This is a genomic window from Rhizobium sp. Leaf371, from assembly GCF_001424045.1.
Lineage (GTDB): Bacteria > Pseudomonadota > Alphaproteobacteria > Rhizobiales > Rhizobiaceae > Ferranicluibacter.
Genome location: NZ_LMQB01000025.1, coordinates 237,316 through 254,256, shown reverse-complemented (window position 1 = coordinate 254,256; position 16,941 = coordinate 237,316). Strand labels below are relative to the sequence as shown.

Here is a 16,941-nt window from a genome sequence, read left to right as displayed (position 1 = left end):
GCCGTGCTCTCCTCCGCACAGATCGGCGCCCTCACGACCGACGGCATCGCATCCTTCACCACCGATCAGGTGGCCGCTCTCAGCGCGGCCGGCGTCGGTGCCCTGAACTCCGCTCAGCTCGGTGCCCTCAGCACCACACAGCTCAACGCCTTCACCACCACGCAGCTCGCAGCCCTSTCCGCCACTGCCGTTGCCGGTCTCGATACCGACGACATCGCAACCATCTCCTCAACCGARATCTCCGCCCTCAACGCCAAGACGCTCGCCGGTCTCTCCACCGCGACCTTTGCCGCCCTCACATCCACCCAACTTGGTGGTCTGACGACGGCGCAGACAGGCTCGCTCGTCACCGCCCAGGTCAAGGTTCTCTCGACCGGCCAGATCGCCGGCCTGACGACAGCCCAGGTCGGGTCGCTCACCTCCACACAGATCGGTGCGCTCTCCACAGACGGACTGGCTTCCTTCACGACCGATCAGGTCGCGGCCCTCAGCGCCACTGCTGTCGCTGCGCTCTCCTCGGCCCAGATCGGCGCCCTGTCCTCCACCAAGCTCGATGCCTTCAGCACCAAGCAACTGGCGGCTCTGTCGACCGCAGCGATCGCAGGCCTTGCAACCGAGGACATGGCCACCATCTCCTCCACCGAGATCTCGGCTCTCAGCGCCAAGACCCTCGCCAACATCGCCACGGCCAACTTCGCGGTCCTGACATCCACCCAGCTCGGCGGCCTGACGACCACGCAGACCGGCGCTCTCGGCACGGCTCAGATCAAGGCGCTTTCGACCGCCCAGATCGACGGCCTCTCGACCGCACAGGTCGGTTCGCTCACCTCCGTCCAGATCGGTGCGCTGACCACGGACGGGATCGCCTCGTTCACCACCGATCAGGTGGCGGCGCTCAGCACGGCAGCGATTGCCGCGCTCTCCTCCGCACAGATCGGCGCCTTGACCACGACGCAGATCGACGCCTTCAGCACCGGACAGCTGGCAGCGCTCTCCAGCAGCGCCGTCGCCGGGCTTGAGACGGGGGACATGGTGACGATCAGCTCGACGGAGATCACGGCTCTGCGGAGCGGTGCACTGGCAAACCTGTCGACGGCGAACTTCGCCGCCCTCACGTCCACCCAGCTCGGCAGCTTGACGACCGGTCAGGCAGCGGCCCTCTCGACGGCCCAGATCAAGGTGCTTTCGACCGCCCAGATCGACGGCCTCTCGACGGCTCAGATCGGGGCACTGACCTCCGCGCAGATCGGGGCGCTGTCTTCCGACAACGTCATCTCGCTCACGACCCTTCAGGTCTCGGCCTTGAGCACGGCAGCGGTTGCCGCACTCTCGACCACGCAGCTGGATGCCATGTCGTCGGACCAGATCGGAGCCCTGACGGCGACGCAGGTCGCAGCCCTCGGTTCGGCAGCCATCGCCGCACTGTCCTCGCAGGACCTCCTGGCCTTCTCGACGGCCGATATCGCTGCCATCAACGCCAAGGCGATTGCAGGGCTCTCGACCTCGGATATCAGCAACCTGACGACGGCACAGCAGGTCGCCTTCACGACGACCCAGATCCAGGCGATGAACACCGACCAGACGAACGCGATCGTCCTCGCCTACCAGTCGATCTAAACAGAAACGCCGCCATCCGGTCCCGGATGGCGGCGCCTATCACCAACGAAACTTCGCCGGCCGACGCTCCCGCGTCCGCCGGCGAAGTGCGTTGAAGAGGGCCGCAGCATTCTGTCCGGATGGCTTGGCTGCAGCTCTGAGGATCAGAAGCCTTCGAGGACGATCTTGCCGCGCGCCTTGCCGCTTTCGATGACGGCATGGGCTTGCATCAGGGTCTCCGCATGGATGGGACGGAGCACGTCGGTCACCGTCGTGCGCAGCCGGCCGGCGTCGATCAGGGCGGCAACGCCGTCGAGAAGCTTGCCCTGTTCGTCCATATCGGCCGTTTCGAAGATCGAACGGGTGAACATCAGCTCCCAATGGATCGACACCGCCTTGCGCTTGAAGCCGATGACATCCAGACTTTCCGGGTCGTCGATAAGGCCGAAGCGGCCCTGAGGCGCGATGAGCTTCGCGATCTCGGGGAGATGACGGTGGGTTTCGGTCGTCGAAAACACGAAGGCGGGTGCGCCGATGCCGAGCGCTGCTATCTGATCGGCGAGCGGCCTGGAATGATCCACGACATGGTGGGCGCCGAGGTCGCTGACCCAGGCCCGGGTCTCCTCACGCGACGCCGTGGCGATGACCGTGAGATCGGTGAGCGCACGCACGAGCTGGATCGCGATCGAGCCGACCCCGCCGGCGCCGCCGATGATGAGGATGGCCTTTGCGGCGCCGGGCACCGGTTTGCGGACATCCAACCGGTCGAACAGCATTTCCCAGGCCGTGATGGCGGTGAGCGGCAAGGCTGCGGCCTCGGCATTGGAGATCGATGCGGGCTTGCGGCCCACCAGACGTTCATCGACCAGGTGAAACTCGCTGTTTGCGCCCGGCCGCAGCAGCGAGCCGGCATAATAGACCGCGTCTCCCGGCTTGAACGCCGTCACGGCACTGCCGACCTCGGCCACCCGACCGACCGCGTCCCAGCCCAGAACCTTCGTCGACCCCGCATCGGGATCCACGTTTTTGCGGATCTTGGTGTCCACCGGGTTGACCGAGATCGCATCGACCGCGACCAGAAGATCGCGGGGCCCAGGTGCGGGCCTGGGTAACTCGATATCGATGAGCGCATCGTCGCGCTCGATCGTGCCGGCCTTGGTATAGGCGACTGCTTTCATGATCGGACTCCTCGTCTTTTCGCCGCCGGGTCATCCGGTTGCGTCGCGCTTGATATGCGCATACGCTGGGAGAATTGTTATACGCACAAAGACTGTCCATAGTGTCGAAAAGGATACCGTCATGGCGAAGGTCCGGCATTCGCGGTTCGATTGCAGTCCCGGCTGCTCGGTGGAGGCCGCGATCGGCTTGATCGATGGCAAATGGAAGTCGGTCATCCTGTTCCACCTCCTGTCGGGCACTCTGCGGTTCAACGAGATCCGCCGGACGATCCCCAACGTGACGCAACGCATGCTGACCAACCAGTTGCGCGAATTGGAAGAGGACGGACTGATCTCCCGCAAGGTCTATGCGCAGGTGCCGCCGAAGGTGGAGTACAGCCTCTCGCCACTCGGCCGGTCGATGGAGCCGGTGATGCTGGCGCTGAAGCAGTGGGGAGATGCCAATCTCAGCCTTTACGGCAAGCCGAAGACGGCGGAGACCGCTCATGACGTGCCGGAACGTGCCGAAAGCAGCCCGGCAGCTTGAAGGCTGAAGTTTGTCGGGTTCGGAATGGACCTGACAGGCTCCCGATTTCCGATACGGGTTGAGGTCGGGCGGCGGAGCGGCTATCTGAAGCCAAGCGCACACGGCGCGCCTATCCCCCGAGAATATCGTCCCCAGAGAACAAGGCGTCCGGCATGAACCAAACTTTTCTCGTCACCCATTCCGGTGGCTTCCATGCCGACGAACTCCTGTCGAGCGTCATTCTGACACGACTCCATCCCGAGGCGAAGATCGTGCGCAGCCGCGCGCCGGAGTGGATTGCGGCGGGTGCGGACCGGATCGTCTACGATGTCGGCGGCGCCTATGATGCGGAGACCCGCATCTTCGACCATCACCAGCGGGGCGCACCGGTACGCGACGATGGCCAGCCTTACAGTTCCTTCGGATTGATCTGGCGGCATTTCGGACGGGATTATCTCCGCGCGTCCGGAATCCCCGAAACGCATGTCGAGGCCGTCCATGCCGCATTCGACGGCAGCTTCGTCCTGCCGGTCGATCTCGTCGATAATGGCGCGCTCAGCCCTTCGACGGCTGGTGTTCTTGCGGGCCTGACGCTTCCGGCGCTGCTCGAAACACTGAAGCCCGTTTTCGACGACGCCGATCCGGATGCCGAAACGCGGAGCTTTTACGAAGCCCTTGCCATCGCGCGCAGCTTCGTGGAGGCGAGCATCGGCAAGGCCGCCGCCAAGATTCGTGCGGAAACACTGGTGATGGACGCCATTGCGGCGGCAGGGCAGGGGCATATTCTGGAGCTTCCCCTCGGCATGCCCTTCCGCTCGGCAGTGGTGAAGGCCGGGGCCGATCACCTGCTCTTCGTCGTGCATCCGCGCGACAAGGACTGGTGCGTGACGGGCATCCGGCGTGCGGATGAGGGTTTCGAGCTTCGCGCCGACCTGCCTATGGCCTGGGCGGGCCTGACGAATGCCGACCTGGAAGCGGCGAGCGGCGTGATGGGAGCGAGCTTCTGCCACAAGGGCCGCTTCATCGCCGCCGCCCGCACGCGCGAGGCCGCCCTTGCTCTCGCCGACATCGCCGTTGCCGAAGCGCTGGCCGAACGGGCCCACGCCGTCGCCTGACGGCGGCAGTATCAGAAAGATCCGGAATGAGCGTTGCCTTCACCAAGGAAGAAAGCTTCGAGACCGCGTCGGAAACGCTCCTTCCCGATCGGCCCGTCTCCGCGCATCCGAACCTCGTCACGCAGGCGGGGTTTGCGGCACTGGAAGCCGAGCTGGAGACGGCGCGGGTTGCCTGTGCCGCCGCCAACCTGATCGAGGACGTCAACGAGAAGCGCCGGCAGGCCGCCACGCCGCTGCGTGATCTGCGGTACCTTTCCGCAAGGATTCGAACGGCGCAAATCATGCCTGAGCCTGCGTCTCTCGCAGCTGTCGCCTTCGGCAGCACCGTGACCTTTGCCCGCGACGACGGCCGGGTTCAAACCTATCGGATCGTCGGGGAGGACGAGGCAGATCCGAAAGCCGGGACGATCTCGCACGTCTCGCCTGTTGCCGCCGCCCTGATGGGCAAGGCCGTGGGCGATGTCGTCACCGTAGGCGGGCACGAACTGGAAGTGGTCAAACTTGGCTGAGCCTGCCGGTTCAACACCTTAAAAAATCTCCGTCGTCGGGATTTGATCTAGTAAATATTTACTGACAGCGGCTTGCTAATCGGGCAGGCTGCGTCGTCTTTGCACCTTCTATCCGTATTTGAGCGTCCGCATCTCATGGTCACCATCAAGGAAATTGCGAAAGCGGTCGGCGTCTCCTCGGCGACCGTCTCGCGCGTCCTGAACTACGATCCTGCCCTCTCGATCTCTGCCGCCAAGCGTCAGGCCGTCATCGAGACAGCGGAAGCGCTGAATTATGCGACGCCCCGCAACCGTGCCCGGCAAAGCGAGGCGTTGCAGCAGGATGGGGCGCAGAACGGAGCTGGCCATTCGACGAGCCACCAGGCCGGCCAGTTGGGACATGGCGAGCCGAGCCTGCTTCAGCGTCTCGCGATCGTCCATTTCCTCGAGCCGTCCGACGAGGTGGCCGATCCTTATTATGTCGGCGTGCGCCTCGGCATCGAGAATCGCTGTCGCGAACTGAAGAGCGATATCGTCAAGGTGTTCCACTCCGACAGCATGCCGGATGCAGCGCTCCTGGCGGATGTCTCCGGTGTCATCGTGATCGGTAAACACTCGGACAACGAGATCGCCTGGCTCGATAAGCACTGCCGCCATGTCGTCTTCGCCGACTTCGTGCCGCCGTCGGACCGCTTCGACTGCGTGCATAGCGATCTCGTCGCGGCCACGCATAAGGTATTGGATACGCTTGATGATCTCGCCTACGAACGGATTGCGTTCATCGGCAGCTACGAGCATCTGAACGGCGAAACCCAGCGGTTCGGCGAGCGGCGGTGCAAGGCCTATATCGACTGGCAGAAGGCGCGGGGCACCTTCGATGCGGATCTGCTGGTGCTGGGCGAGAGTTGCGATTCCGGGCAGAACCTGCGGCTGGAAACCGGCTACGAGCTCGCGCGCCAGCTGCTGTCCCGCCGGCCGCTGCCCGACATCATCGTAACAGCGAACGACAATATGGCGATCGGCACCTACCGGGCTGCGCGCGAGGCCGACCTTTCGATTCCAGACGACGTGGCGATCGTTTCCTTCAACGATATCCCCGTGGCACAGTTCCTCACCCCACCGCTATCGACCGTGAAGATCCATGGCGAACATATCGGCGAGACGGCGGTCAACCTGCTGCTCGAGCGGCTCGGCGGCCGGGCCTATGCGAAGATGGTGACGATCCCCACCGAGACGATCTGGCGCGGCAGCTGCCGCACCCCGGAAGCCTTGTGAACGCAGGTGCAGCAGGCACTTTTGCACCGCGATAAATATTTACTAAATATCGGTTGCCCTTGCCCAAAATTTAGGAAATACTCCCGCCCATGACAGGTGGAGCTGTCTCAGTTATCGGGACTTTCAGGGAGGAAGACCATGCATTTCCAGCGTATTTCCAAGACCTTCGCGGCCGTCGCTTTGGCGAGCACGAGCTTTTTCGCCGCCACCGCGGCCTTCGCGGGCGAGATCACCGTGTGGTGCTGGGACCCCAATTTCAATGTGGCGATCATGAAGGAAGCCGGTGCGCGCTATACTGCAAAGCACCCGGACACCACCTTCAACATCGTCGACTTCGCCAAGGCAGACGTCGAGCAGAAGCTGCAGACCGCACTGACCTCCGGCACGACGGACGCGCTTCCGGATATCGTCCTGATCGAGGACTACGGCGCGCAGAAATATCTGCAGTCCTTCCCCGGTGCCTTTGCGCCCATGTCCGATACGGTCGATTATGCCGGCTTTGCACCCTACAAGGTCAAGCTGATGACGGTGGACGACAAGGTCTACGGCATGCCCTTCGACAGCGGCGTGACGGGCCTCTACTACCGCAAGGATTACCTGGAACAGGCCGGCTTCAAGCCGTCCGACATGCAGGACATCACCTGGGATCGCTTCATCGAGATCGGCAAGGCCGTCGAAGAGAAAACGGGCAAGAAGATGCTCGGTCTCGACATCACCGACGCCGGCTTCACCCGCATCCTGATGCAGTCGGCCGGCCAGTGGTATTTCGATGCGGAAGGCAATCTGAGCATCGAGAACAACACCGCGCTGAAGGCGGCGCTCGAGACGCAGCAGAAGATCCTCAAGGCCAACATTCACAAGCCCGCCGCTGGCTGGACCGATTGGGTCAGCACCTTCACGTCGGGCGATGTCGCAACGGTCACGACCGGTGTCTGGATCACCGGAACGGTCAAGGCGCAGGCCGACCAGTCCGGCAAATGGGGTGTCGCACCGCTTCCGAGCCTCGGCATCGAAGGCGCGACGCATGCGTCCAACCTCGGCGGCTCCAGCTGGTATGTCGTCGAAAGCTCGGCCGAGAAGAAGGAAGCCATCGACTTCCTCAACGAGGTCTATGCCAAGGACATCCCCTTCTACCAGAAGATCCTGACCGAACGCGGCGCTGTCGGTTCGCTGCTCGCCGCCCGCACGGGCGACGCCTACATGCTGGCCGATCCGTTCTTCGGCGGCGAAAAGGTCTGGCAGAATTTCTCGGACTGGCTCTCCAAGGTGCCCGCGGTCAATTACGGCGTCTTCACCAACGAAGTCGACACCGCCGTCGCAGCACATCTGCCGTCGCTGGCCCAGGGTGCCGACATCCCGACGGTGCTGAAGGAAATCCAGTCGCAGGCCGAAGGCCAGATTCAGTAAGCGGTTCCTCCCAACCGCGCTGCGGTGTCGCGCCTTCCTCCGGGCGCGGCACCCCTTTCTCGCCAGGGCCAAAAGGCCGGGCATTCAGGGCAGACGCGCAAGAAGGCTTAAGCCCCATCGAGCGCCATCATCATCCCAACAGGTTCCGGTCGAAACCATGGCTCACGCGAAAACAAGCGGCGCGCGGACAAGCGGGCTGAAGCGCTATTACGACGTCAACGGCTGGCTCTTCATCGCGCCCGCCATCGGCCTCATCGGCCTGTTCCTCATCTACCCCATCTTCCGCTCGCTCTATCTGTCCTTCTTCTCGGGCAAGGGCATGATGATGAAGTTTGCGGGCTTTGGGAACGTCGCGCGGCTCAGCAACGATCCGGTCTTCCTGAAAGCCTTGACCAACACGACGATCTTCTTCGTGGTGCAGGTGCCGATCATGATCGTGCTCGCGCTGATGCTCGCCTCGCTTCTGAACACCGACCGGCTCAAATTCGCGGGCGTGTTTCGCACCGCCATCTTCCTGCCCTGCGTCGCTTCGCTGGTCGCCTATTCCATCCTGTTCAAGAGCATGTTCTCGGTCGATGGCATCATCAACCAGGCGCTTCTGGCCGTCGGCATCATCGGCTCGCCGATCGGCTGGCTGACCGAGCCGTTCTGGGCAAAGGTCCTCGTCATCATCGCCATCACCTGGCGGTGGACCGGCTACAACATGATCTTCTATCTCGCGGCCCTGCAGAACATCGATCGGTCGATCTACGAGGCCGCCCGCATCGATGGCGTTCCCGCCTGGGCGCGCTTCGTGCACCTCACCATTCCGATGCTGAAGCCGGTCATCCTGTTCACCACCATCATCTCCACGATCGGCACGATCCAGCTGTTCGACGAGGTTTATAACCTCACCGAAGGCAAAGGCGGGCCGGCGGACGCGACCATCACGCTGTCGCTCTACATCTACAATCTCACCTTCCGTTACATGCCGAGCTTCGGCTATGCCGCCACGATCTCCTATGTGATCGTCCTCATGGTGGCGGTGCTGTCCTTCCTGCAATTCTATGCCGCGAGGGAGCGTTCATGACCGCCATCTCCACCAGCCGCGCCGTCCCGGCCTCCCGCGCAAGCCGTGTTCTCCCGCGTGCCGCGACCTATGTCGCTTTGTCGGTCGCCGCCTTCGTCTCCGTCTTTCCCTTCATCTGGATGATGATCTCCTCGACCAATACGTCGATCGACATCATCAAGGGCAAGGCGACGTTCGGCCGTGCCTTTTCCAACAATGTCGCGAATTTCTTCGCGCAGGTCGATGTGCCGCTCGTGTTCTGGAACTCGGCCAAGGTGGCGATCCTCGCCACGCTGCTGACGATCGCCGTGTCGTCGCTCGCCGGCTACGGCTTCGAGATGTTCCGCTCGAAGATGCGCGACCGCATCTATTCGCTCGTTCTTCTGACGTTGATGGTGCCCTTTGCGGCGCTAATGATCCCGCTGTTCATGATGATGGGCAAGGCCGGCCTCATCAACACGCACATCGCGATCCTGCTGCCGACCGTCGCCTCCGCCTTCATCATCTTCTATTTCCGGCAGGCCACCAAGGCCTTCCCGACCGAGCTTCGGGACGCCGCAAAGGTGGATGGGCTGAAGGAGTGGCAGATCTTCCTTTACATCTACGTTCCCGTGATGCGCTCGACCTACGCCGCCGCCTTCGTCATCGTCTTCATGATGAACTGGAACAATTACCTCTGGCCGCTGATCGTTCTCCAGTCGAACGACACGAAGACGATCACGCTTGTCGTCTCGTCGCTGGCCTCGGCCTACTACCCCGATTTCGGCGTGGTCATGATCGGCACGATCCTCGCCACCCTCCCAACCCTTCTCGTCTTCTTCGTCATGCAGCGCCAGTTCGTGGCCGGCATGCTCGGTTCTGTGAAATAGGATATCGACAATGCGCAGATATGAAAGCTTCAACGGCAACTGGACCTTCAGCGAAGGCTTCGATGCGGCCAAGGCCGGTCAGCCGCTGATCGGGGAAACGGTGCGCCTGCCGCACACCGCCGTCGAACTGCCCTACAACTATTTCGACGAGACGAGCTACCAGAAGGCTTTCACCTACCAGAAGGTGATCGCCTGGGAGCCGGGCTTCGAAGGCCGTGAAGTCTCGCTCGTCTTCGACGGCGCCATGGCCGACAGCGAGGTCTTCCTCAACGGCGAGAAGATCGCCTTTCACCGCGATGGCTACACGCCGTTCGAAGCGCGGCTGACGGCGGGCCTGAAGCCGGGCGACAACCTCGTTACCGTCAAGATCGACGGGTCGGAGAACCCGGAGATCCCGCCCTTCGGCGGCATGATCGACTATCTCTGCTATGCCGGCATCTATCGTGATGTCTGGCTGAAGGTCGCAAGCCCCGTCTCGATCCGCAACATGAAGATCGAAACGCCCGAGGCACTGTCGGCCAGCACAGTTTCGGTGCGCGTCGATCTCGCAAACCCGCAGGACCTGCCGACGGCAGGCACGATCCGCGTCTCGATCGCCGACAAGGCGGGCACGGTGGTCGGCAAGGGGACGGCGGATGTCGCGGGCGACAGCACGACGATCGTTATCGACGGACTTTTGGGCCTCGCGCTCTGGGACATCGACAATCCCATGCTCTACACGCTGACGGCGGAGCTGGAGACCGCGTCGGGCGCCGATGCGCTGTCGAGCCGGTTCGGTTTTCGCACGGCGGAGTTCACGCCGGACGGGTTTCTGCTCAACGGCAAGCCGCTCAAGCTGCGCGGGCTCAACCGTCACCAGGCCTGGCCCTATTCCGGCTATGCCATGGGCCGGCGCGCGCAGGAGAAGGATGCGGATATCCTGAAATTCGACCTGCGCTGCAACATCGTGCGCACGTCGCACTACCCGCAGGCAAAGAGCTTTATCGAGCGCTGCGACGATATCGGCCTTCTGGTGTTCGAGGAGATCCCCGGCTGGCAGCATATCGGCGGCGAGGCCTGGAAGGCGGAATCGGTAGAGAACGTCCGCCGCATGATCGAGCGCGACTGGAACCATCCGTCGATCATCATCTGGGGCGTGCGCATCAACGAAAGCCAGGACGACCACGACTTCTACGCCGAGACCAACAGGCTCGCGCGTGAACTCGACACCACCCGCCAGACCGGCGGCGTCCGGTTCATCACCAATTCCGAGCTGCTCGAAGACGTCTACACCATGAACGACTTCATTCTCGGCCAGGAGGAGATGCCGGGCAACAATCGCGGCCGCGTGGTGCTGCGCGACCGGGTCGAGACGACGGGAATCACCAAGCCGATCCCCTATATGATCACCGAGTATAACGGCCACATGTACCCGACCAAGCGGTTCGACCAGGAGCAGCGCCAGGCCGAACATGTGACGCGCCACCTGCTGATCCTCGATGCGGTCGCCGGCCGCGACGATATTTCCGGCTCCACCGGCTGGTGCATGTTCGATTACAACACCCACAAGGACTTCGGCTCGGGCGACCGCGTCTGCTACCACGGGGTGCTCGACACGTTCCGCGAACCCAAACTGGCCGCCTATGCCTACGCGTCGCAGGGCGATCCGGCCGGTGGCGTCGTGCTGCAGCCGGTGACCTACTGGGCGCGCGGCGAGCGCAATATCGGCGGGGTTCTGCCGCTGATCATCCTGACGAACTGCGACTATCTGGAGATCACCTTCGGCGACTTCGCGCCGAAGCGCATCGAGCCGGATCGCGAAACCTATCCGCATCTCGCGCATCCCCCGGTCATCCTCGACATGCGCAATGTCACACCATCCGAGTTCGGCACCTGGGGCCGAATCTGGCGGGACGGCGTCATCACGGGCTATGTCGATGGCAAGGCGGTCAAGACCGTCGTGCTCCCGGCTGATCCGCTTCCCACGACACTGGAGATCGCGCCGGACGACACGCATCTGCGGGCAGGAGAGAAGGATGCCGTTCGCGTCATCGTTCGCGTGCTCGACCAGGGCGGCAACATCCTGCCCTTCTTCGAGGAGCCGATCCGCTTTGCCGTGGACGGCCCCGGCCGCATCATCGGCCCGTCGCTGCAGAGTTTCAAGGGCGGGGTCACCGGCTTCTGGCTCGAGGCCGGCGACGCGGCCGGGACCATCACGCTGACGGCGGAATGCGGCCTGTTCGCAGACCAGACCGTCACCTTCACCGTCAGCGCATAGGAGCCGGTATGGCCGACGTCATTCTCAAGGACATCCGCAAGACATTCGGCGTTCTCGATGTCATCAAGGGCGTCGATCTCGACATCAAATCCGGCGAGTTCGTCGTTTTCGTCGGCCCGTCCGGATGCGGCAAGTCCACGCTGCTGCGCATGATCGCCGGGCTGGAGGACATCACCTCCGGCACGCTCGAGATCGGCGGGCAGGTGATGAACGATGTCGATCCCTCCAAGCGCGGGATCGCCATGGTGTTCCAGTCCTACGCGCTCTATCCGCACATGACGGTGCGCGAGAATATGGGCTTCGCGCTGCGTTTCGCCGGACAGGACAAGGCGGAGATCGCACGTCGCGTCGATGCGGCCGCGAAAATCCTCGAACTCGGGCCGCTGATGGACCGCAAGCCGAAGGCGCTTTCCGGCGGGCAGCGCCAGCGCGTCGCCATCGGCCGCGCCATCGTGCGCGAACCGGACGTCTTCCTCTTCGACGAGCCGCTGTCGAACCTCGATGCGGAGCTTCGGGTGCACATGCGGGTGGAAATCGCCCGGCTGCACAAGGAACTGAACGCCACCATCGTCTACGTCACGCACGACCAGGTGGAAGCGATGACGCTGGCCGACAAGATCGTCGTTCTCCGGGCCGGCATCGTGGAACAGGTCGGCGCACCGCTCGATCTGTACGACGACCCCGCCAACCTGTTCGTTGCCGGCTTCATCGGCTCGCCGCGGATGAACGTCTTCGCCGGCCGGGTCATCGGCGCCAGCGGAACCTCCGCGCTCGTCTCGCTCGATGGCTTCGCCGACAAGGAAATCGCTGTGCCGCTGCAGGGTCCGGTGCCGTCTGCCGGCACCCCGATCCGTCTCGGCATCCGCCCGGAGCATTTCACCGATGCCGGCGAGGACAGCCTGTCGATCACCATCGACATGTTCGAACATCTGGGCGGCGAGACGTTTGCCTATGGTCGCTCGACATCCGGCGAAACGATCGTCGTCACCACCCGCAACGGCCGCAGCCTCTCCACGGGCCACGTGCTGAAGGCAGGCTTCGACCCGACGCGGGCTCTGCTCTTCGCGGAAGACGGCAAGCGTATCCGGTAGAACTTCAAAACGGTTGAACACAAAAGCGCCGGCCCACACTGTGGTTCCGGCGCTTTTTCGTTTGTAGAGCGGATGCTCTCGATGTTCACAGGGGTCGGTTCAGGCTGAGGGCGAAATGACACCGTAACGACCGACGTCTGCTATTGGGCCCGAAGCGGACGAAGACCTTTCACCTAATCGTCATGATGTGCGGGTTATGACGCAGCCGATAAGGTAGGTTGAGCTAATGCGAATTAGACGTGGTACCCCCGACGACTTCCAGGCGTTACAAGCCGTCGAGTTAGCCTCTTTCGAAACACTTCGGGAGACTGGCGCGGTGAGTGGTGTCGCAGCCGCTAATAGCAACGAGGAACTGCAGCGGTTTCTCTACGAAAACATGTTGTATGTCACGTGCAACGAAGATGGTGCTGCGGTCGCCTATTCCGGTGGGTATGTCGTTGACGGATACCTCTATATCGGGGAAGTGGATGTTCTACCCGCTTGGCAAAGAAGAGGCCTTGGTCGAAGTCTCGTTACAACCTTGATCGAGGATGGTCGGCGCAGACGACTTGCAGGTGTGACATTGACCACAGACCGTTTTGCGCCCTTCAACGCCCCATTCTATGCGAGACTGGGCTTTAAGCTTCTGGAAGGCGAGACCATTCTTCAGCACCTAAGGAGCAACCTCGACCGACAGGTTGCGGATGGGCTTGATCCCTTCCGTCGGGTGGCGATGGCTCTGCTATTTTGACGCTTTCGCACGAACATGACCGCAATCGGCGTAAAGTGGTTGTCTCAACTGGAATAAAGACTATTTGGGACAGCATTCAATCCCTACACATCAAAGCTTTCCGGCACTGAAATCCACAAGGGTTCAATTGGGACGACAGCCGGGGTGCTTGAAGTGTCATTCCGCCCCGTATCGCAACCGACACCTTCACAGATCCGGATGACGGACCGGATGGCGGTGGGCCATCCGGTCCGTCGGCGCGGCGGCGACGGTCGTCGTCTCGACCCGGGAGGTTAGGTCGCGCGCTGTCTCGGCCGATCAGGCCGCGCGGACCTTCTTCTCGATGCGGGCCCATTGCGGGATCCATTCATTGTGCGCGATCAAGAGATCGTCCACCAGCGACCAGATCTGGTCGAGATCGAGCTCTGCCGCCGTGTGCGGATCCATCATGGCGGCGTGGTAGAGGTGCTCGCGGTTCTCCGTCATCAGCGCCTGCACGGTCAGTTCCTGCACGTTGATGTTGGTGCGCATCAGCGCGGTCAGCTGCGGGGGCAGGGCGCCGACGAAGGTCGGCTGAATGCCGTTTTCATCGACCAGGCACGGCACTTCGGCGGCACAATTGTCCGGCAGCGACGTGATGCAGCCATTGTTGCGCTGGTTGCCGTAGATCACCGAGGGCTCGCCGGTCCAGATCGAGTTGACGATCGAGGAGGCATATTCCTTCGACTGCTTCACCTCGATCTTGTCGGCCGACATATAGGCCGCGGCCTGGCCCTTCCAGCGCTCGATCTGCTCGACGCACCGCTTGGGATATTCGTCGAGCGGGATGCCAAACTTCTCGATCAGGTCCTCGCGGCCTTCCTTGATGAAGTAGGGCGTGTATTCGGCGAAATGCTCAGAGCTCTCGGTGACGAAATAGCCGAGGCGCGTCAGCATTTCGTAGCGCACCTTGTTCGGGCAGCGCGGGTTCCAGGTCGGCTTCGGCGCTCGGCCCTCGCGATAGGCGCGCAGGAGGTCCGGATAGAGATCCTTGTAGGAGCCGTCCGGCTGGCGGTGCTCGAATTTCAGATAGAAAGCCATGTGGTTGATGCCGGCCGACTTGTAGCGGATTTCCTCATAGGGGATATCGAGGTCTTCGGCGAGCTCCATGGCCGTGCCCTGCACGGAGTGGCAAAGGCCGACCTGCTTGATCTTCGGATACTTCTCGGCGATCGCCCAGGTGTTGATCGCCATCGGATTGACGTATTGCAGCAGGATCGCGTCCGGGCAGACCTGCATCATGTCCTCGCAGATCGACCAGAGGTGCGGCACGGTGCGCAGACCACGCATGATGCCGCCGACGCCGAGCGTGTCGGCGATGGTCTGGCGCAGGCCGTATTTCTTCGGCACTTCGAAGTCGGTGACCGTGCAGGGCTCGAAGCCGCCGATCTGGAAGGCAACGACGACGAAATTGGCGCCATCGAGCGCGCGCTTCTGGCTCGAATGCATCTCGATGGTGGCTTTCGCGCCGAGCGACGAGATCAGCTTGCGGACGATGACTTCGCTTTCCTGAAGGCGTTCGGCATTGATATCCATCAGTGCGATCTTCGCTCCCGACAGGGCCGGACGCTGGAGGATGTCGCCGATGATGTTCTTCATGAACGTCGTCGATCCCGCTCCGATGAAGGTGATCTTGGGTTGTCTGGTCATGGGTTGACTGGTCATGGGGGCCTCTTTCTGCTCAGGCTGCAACGTTGAAGGCGGCTCGGACGAGCCGCTCGGTGTATTCGGTCTTGGGGTTTGACAGGACCTCGGCGACGGGGCCTTCCTCGACGATCTTTCCCCGCTGCATCACCGCGACGCGGTGGCAGAGTGCGCGCACCACCTTCAGGTCGTGCGAGATGAACAGATAGGAAAGGCCCCGCTCTTCCTGCAGCTTGCGCAGGAGGTCGATGATCTGGGCCTGCACCGAAAGATCGAGCGCCGAGGTCGGCTCGTCGAGAAGGATGAACTCCGGCTCCAGCGCGATGGCACGGGCAATCGCGATGCGCTGGCGCTGGCCGCCGGAAAACTCGTGGGGAAACCGCCCGAGAATGTTGCCCGGCATGCCGGCACTCGCCAGCGCCGCATAGATCCGCCCCAGCCGCTCGTCGCGCGTCGCGCCGAGCCCGTTGACGATCAGGCCTTCCTCGATGATCTGGCCCACCGACATGCGCGGGTTGAGCGAAGAGAACGGGTCCTGGAAGACGATCTGCATACGGGCGCGCAGCGGGCGCATCTCCGTGCGGCCATAGGACTGGATCGCCTCGCCGTCGAAGGTGATCTCGCCGCTCTCGGCATTCAGAAGCCGGATGAGCGCCTGGCCGAAGGTTGTCTTGCCGGAGCCGCTTTCCCCGACGATGCCCAGCGTTTCGCCGCGTTTCAGCGAGAGGCTGAGATTGTTGACCGCCAAAAGCTCGCTGAATTGCGGCTTGAAAAACCCGCCGGATTTGAGCGTGAAGGTGACGCGGACATTGCGGCCTTCGAGGATGACAGGCGCCGTTTGCGAGATCGGCGCGACCGTACCCTTCGGTTCGGACGCAAGCAGCTTGGCCGTATAAGGATGCCGCGGATCGGCGAAGAGAGCTTCGGTCGTATTGTGCTCGCGCACCTCGCCGGCGCTCATGACATAGACATAGTCCGAGAACTGCCGGACGACGGTGAGGTCGTGGGTGATCAGGATCACGGCCATGTTCATCTCACGCTGAAGCGCGCGGATGAGGTTGAGGATCTGCGCCTGCACCGTCACGTCGAGCGCCGTCGTCGGCTCGTCGGCGATCAGCACATCCGGCTTGTTGGAGAGCGCCATGGCGATCATGACGCGCTGACGCTGGCCGCCGGAGAGCTGGTGCGGATACTGGTTCAGCCGCGCTTCGGGCTCGGGGATCTGGACATGCCGCAGAAGCTCCAGCGCTTCCGCCATGGCCGCCTTCCGGCTCATGCGGCGATGCACGAGAATGGCTTCGGCAATCTGCGCGCCGATCGTATAGACCGGATTGAGCGAACTCATCGGCTCCTGGAAGATCATCGAGATCCGGTCGCCGCGCAGCTTGCGCCGGCGGTTTTCGGAAAATGTCAGCACGTCCTCGCCCTTGTAGGCGATGGTCGAGCGGGGGCTGGTCACGGCGCGCTTGGAGAGCAGCCCCATGATGGTGCGGGCTGTCACGGACTTGCCGGACCCGCTTTCCCCGACGATCGCGATCGTCTCGCCGCGATAGAGCTGGAAGGACACGTCCTTTACGGCGCTGACCGTGCCGTGCTCCACTTTGAAATCGACGGCGACGTTGCGGGCATCGATGATCGGGGCGTCCGTGTGCTCAGCGAGATCGCAACGCTCAGGCGGCGCCGTGACGGAGATATTGGGTGTCGTCATGGTCTCGCTCCT

General features: G+C 62.7%; 13 protein-coding genes and 1 pseudogene. 11 read left to right on the top strand and 3 right to left on the bottom strand.

The window, feature by feature from the left end; translation table 11 throughout:
• Positions 1 to 1,617 (top strand): annotated as a pseudogene (locus ASG39_RS24115) (hypothetical protein); the annotation flags it as partial.
• Positions 1,618 to 1,760: 143 nt separating this feature from the next.
• On the opposite strand, the gene ASG39_RS17295 reads toward ASG39_RS24115, so the two are convergent.
• Entirely contained in the window at positions 1,761 to 2,774 is a 1,014-nt protein-coding gene (locus ASG39_RS17295) for a zinc-binding alcohol dehydrogenase family protein (RefSeq protein ID WP_062596214.1), read from the bottom strand.
• A gap of 121 nt (positions 2,775 to 2,895) precedes the next feature.
• Between ASG39_RS17295 and ASG39_RS17290 the strand changes: the two genes are divergently transcribed.
• The 10 genes from ASG39_RS17290 (at position 2,896) to ASG39_RS17245 (ending at position 13,559) form a co-directional block, all read left to right on the top strand.
• Positions 2,896 to 3,300 carry a helix-turn-helix domain-containing protein gene (locus tag ASG39_RS17290; RefSeq protein ID WP_062596213.1) on the top strand — a complete coding sequence of 135 codons (405 nt, stop codon included), beginning with the start codon at positions 2,896 to 2,898 and terminating at the stop codon, positions 3,298 to 3,300.
• A gap of 152 nt (positions 3,301 to 3,452) precedes the next feature.
• A complete protein-coding gene (locus tag ASG39_RS17285) occupies positions 3,453 to 4,394 on the top strand; it encodes an MYG1 family protein (protein ID WP_062596212.1) in 942 nt (313 codons plus the stop codon).
• Between the two features lie 26 nt (positions 4,395 to 4,420).
• Complete coding sequence (gene greA, locus ASG39_RS17280; RefSeq protein WP_062596211.1) at positions 4,421 to 4,903, top strand: transcription elongation factor GreA; 483 nt, start codon at positions 4,421 to 4,423, stop codon at positions 4,901 to 4,903.
• A gap of 135 nt (positions 4,904 to 5,038) precedes the next feature.
• Complete coding sequence (locus ASG39_RS17275; RefSeq protein ID WP_062596210.1) at positions 5,039 to 6,157, top strand: LacI family DNA-binding transcriptional regulator; 1,119 nt, start codon at positions 5,039 to 5,041, stop codon at positions 6,155 to 6,157.
• A 138-nt stretch (positions 6,158 to 6,295) separates the two neighbouring features.
• Positions 6,296 to 7,564: an extracellular solute-binding protein gene (locus ASG39_RS17270; protein ID WP_062596209.1), complete on the top strand. Its 1,269-nt coding sequence runs from the start codon at positions 6,296 to 6,298 to the stop codon at positions 7,562 to 7,564.
• 157 nt (positions 7,565 to 7,721) lie between these two features.
• The gene (locus ASG39_RS17265; protein WP_062596208.1) at positions 7,722 to 8,633 is read left to right on the top strand and encodes a sugar ABC transporter permease; all 912 of its coding nucleotides are present in this window, start codon (positions 7,722 to 7,724) and stop codon (positions 8,631 to 8,633) included.
• The gene (locus ASG39_RS17260) at positions 8,630 to 9,481 is read left to right on the top strand and encodes a carbohydrate ABC transporter permease (protein WP_082477326.1); all 852 of its coding nucleotides are present in this window, start codon (positions 8,630 to 8,632) and stop codon (positions 9,479 to 9,481) included. Before ASG39_RS17265 ends, ASG39_RS17260 begins: the two co-directional genes overlap by 4 nt.
• Before the next feature lie 10 nt (positions 9,482 to 9,491).
• Positions 9,492 to 11,738 (top strand): glycoside hydrolase family 2 TIM barrel-domain containing protein, encoded by a 2,247-nt coding sequence (locus ASG39_RS17255; protein WP_062596207.1) that lies wholly within the window; start codon positions 9,492 to 9,494, stop codon positions 11,736 to 11,738.
• A gap of 8 nt (positions 11,739 to 11,746) precedes the next feature.
• Entirely contained in the window at positions 11,747 to 12,829 is a 1,083-nt protein-coding gene (ugpC, locus tag ASG39_RS17250; RefSeq protein WP_062596206.1) for a sn-glycerol-3-phosphate ABC transporter ATP-binding protein UgpC, read from the top strand.
• 316 nt (positions 12,830 to 13,145) lie between these two features.
• Complete coding sequence (locus ASG39_RS17245; protein ID WP_244481260.1) at positions 13,146 to 13,559, top strand: GNAT family N-acetyltransferase; 414 nt, start codon at positions 13,146 to 13,148, stop codon at positions 13,557 to 13,559.
• Between the two features lie 297 nt (positions 13,560 to 13,856).
• Here ASG39_RS17245 and ASG39_RS17240 read toward each other — a convergent pair whose 3' ends face one another.
• Complete coding sequence (locus ASG39_RS17240; protein WP_062596204.1) at positions 13,857 to 15,227, bottom strand: alpha-glucosidase/alpha-galactosidase; 1,371 nt, start codon at positions 15,225 to 15,227, stop codon at positions 13,857 to 13,859.
• A 31-nt stretch (positions 15,228 to 15,258) separates the two neighbouring features.
• Positions 15,259 to 16,929 carry an ABC transporter ATP-binding protein gene (locus ASG39_RS17235; RefSeq protein ID WP_062596203.1) on the bottom strand — a complete coding sequence of 557 codons (1,671 nt, stop codon included), beginning with the start codon at positions 16,927 to 16,929 and terminating at the stop codon, positions 15,259 to 15,261.
• Positions 16,930 to 16,941 lie beyond the last annotated feature (12 nt).

Bases quoted from the DNA above. Each gene is read 5' to 3' on its own strand.
- ASG39_RS17260 (WP_082477326.1), top strand. From the start codon at position 8,630: ATGACCGCCATCTCCACCAGCCGCGCCGTCCCGGCCTCCCGCGCAAGC.
- ASG39_RS17270 (WP_062596209.1), top strand. From the start codon at position 6,296: ATGCATTTCCAGCGTATTTCCAAGACCTTCGCGGCCGTCGCTTTGGCG.
- ugpC (WP_062596206.1), top strand. From the start codon at position 11,747: ATGGCCGACGTCATTCTCAAGGACATCCGCAAGACATTCGGCGTTCTC.
- ASG39_RS17235 (WP_062596203.1), bottom strand. From the start codon at position 16,929: ATGACGACACCCAATATCTCCGTCACGGCGCCGCCTGAGCGTTGCGAT.
- greA (WP_062596211.1), top strand. From the start codon at position 4,421: ATGAGCGTTGCCTTCACCAAGGAAGAAAGCTTCGAGACCGCGTCGGAA.
- ASG39_RS17295 (WP_062596214.1), bottom strand. From the start codon at position 2,774: ATGAAAGCAGTCGCCTATACCAAGGCCGGCACGATCGAGCGCGACGAT.
- ASG39_RS17240 (WP_062596204.1), bottom strand. From the start codon at position 15,227: ATGACCAGACAACCCAAGATCACCTTCATCGGAGCGGGATCGACGACG.
- ASG39_RS17275 (WP_062596210.1), top strand. From the start codon at position 5,039: ATGGTCACCATCAAGGAAATTGCGAAAGCGGTCGGCGTCTCCTCGGCG.
- ASG39_RS17265 (WP_062596208.1), top strand. From the start codon at position 7,722: ATGGCTCACGCGAAAACAAGCGGCGCGCGGACAAGCGGGCTGAAGCGC.
- ASG39_RS17255 (WP_062596207.1), top strand. From the start codon at position 9,492: ATGCGCAGATATGAAAGCTTCAACGGCAACTGGACCTTCAGCGAAGGC.
- ASG39_RS17290 (WP_062596213.1), top strand. From the start codon at position 2,896: ATGGCGAAGGTCCGGCATTCGCGGTTCGATTGCAGTCCCGGCTGCTCG.
- ASG39_RS17285 (WP_062596212.1), top strand. From the start codon at position 3,453: ATGAACCAAACTTTTCTCGTCACCCATTCCGGTGGCTTCCATGCCGAC.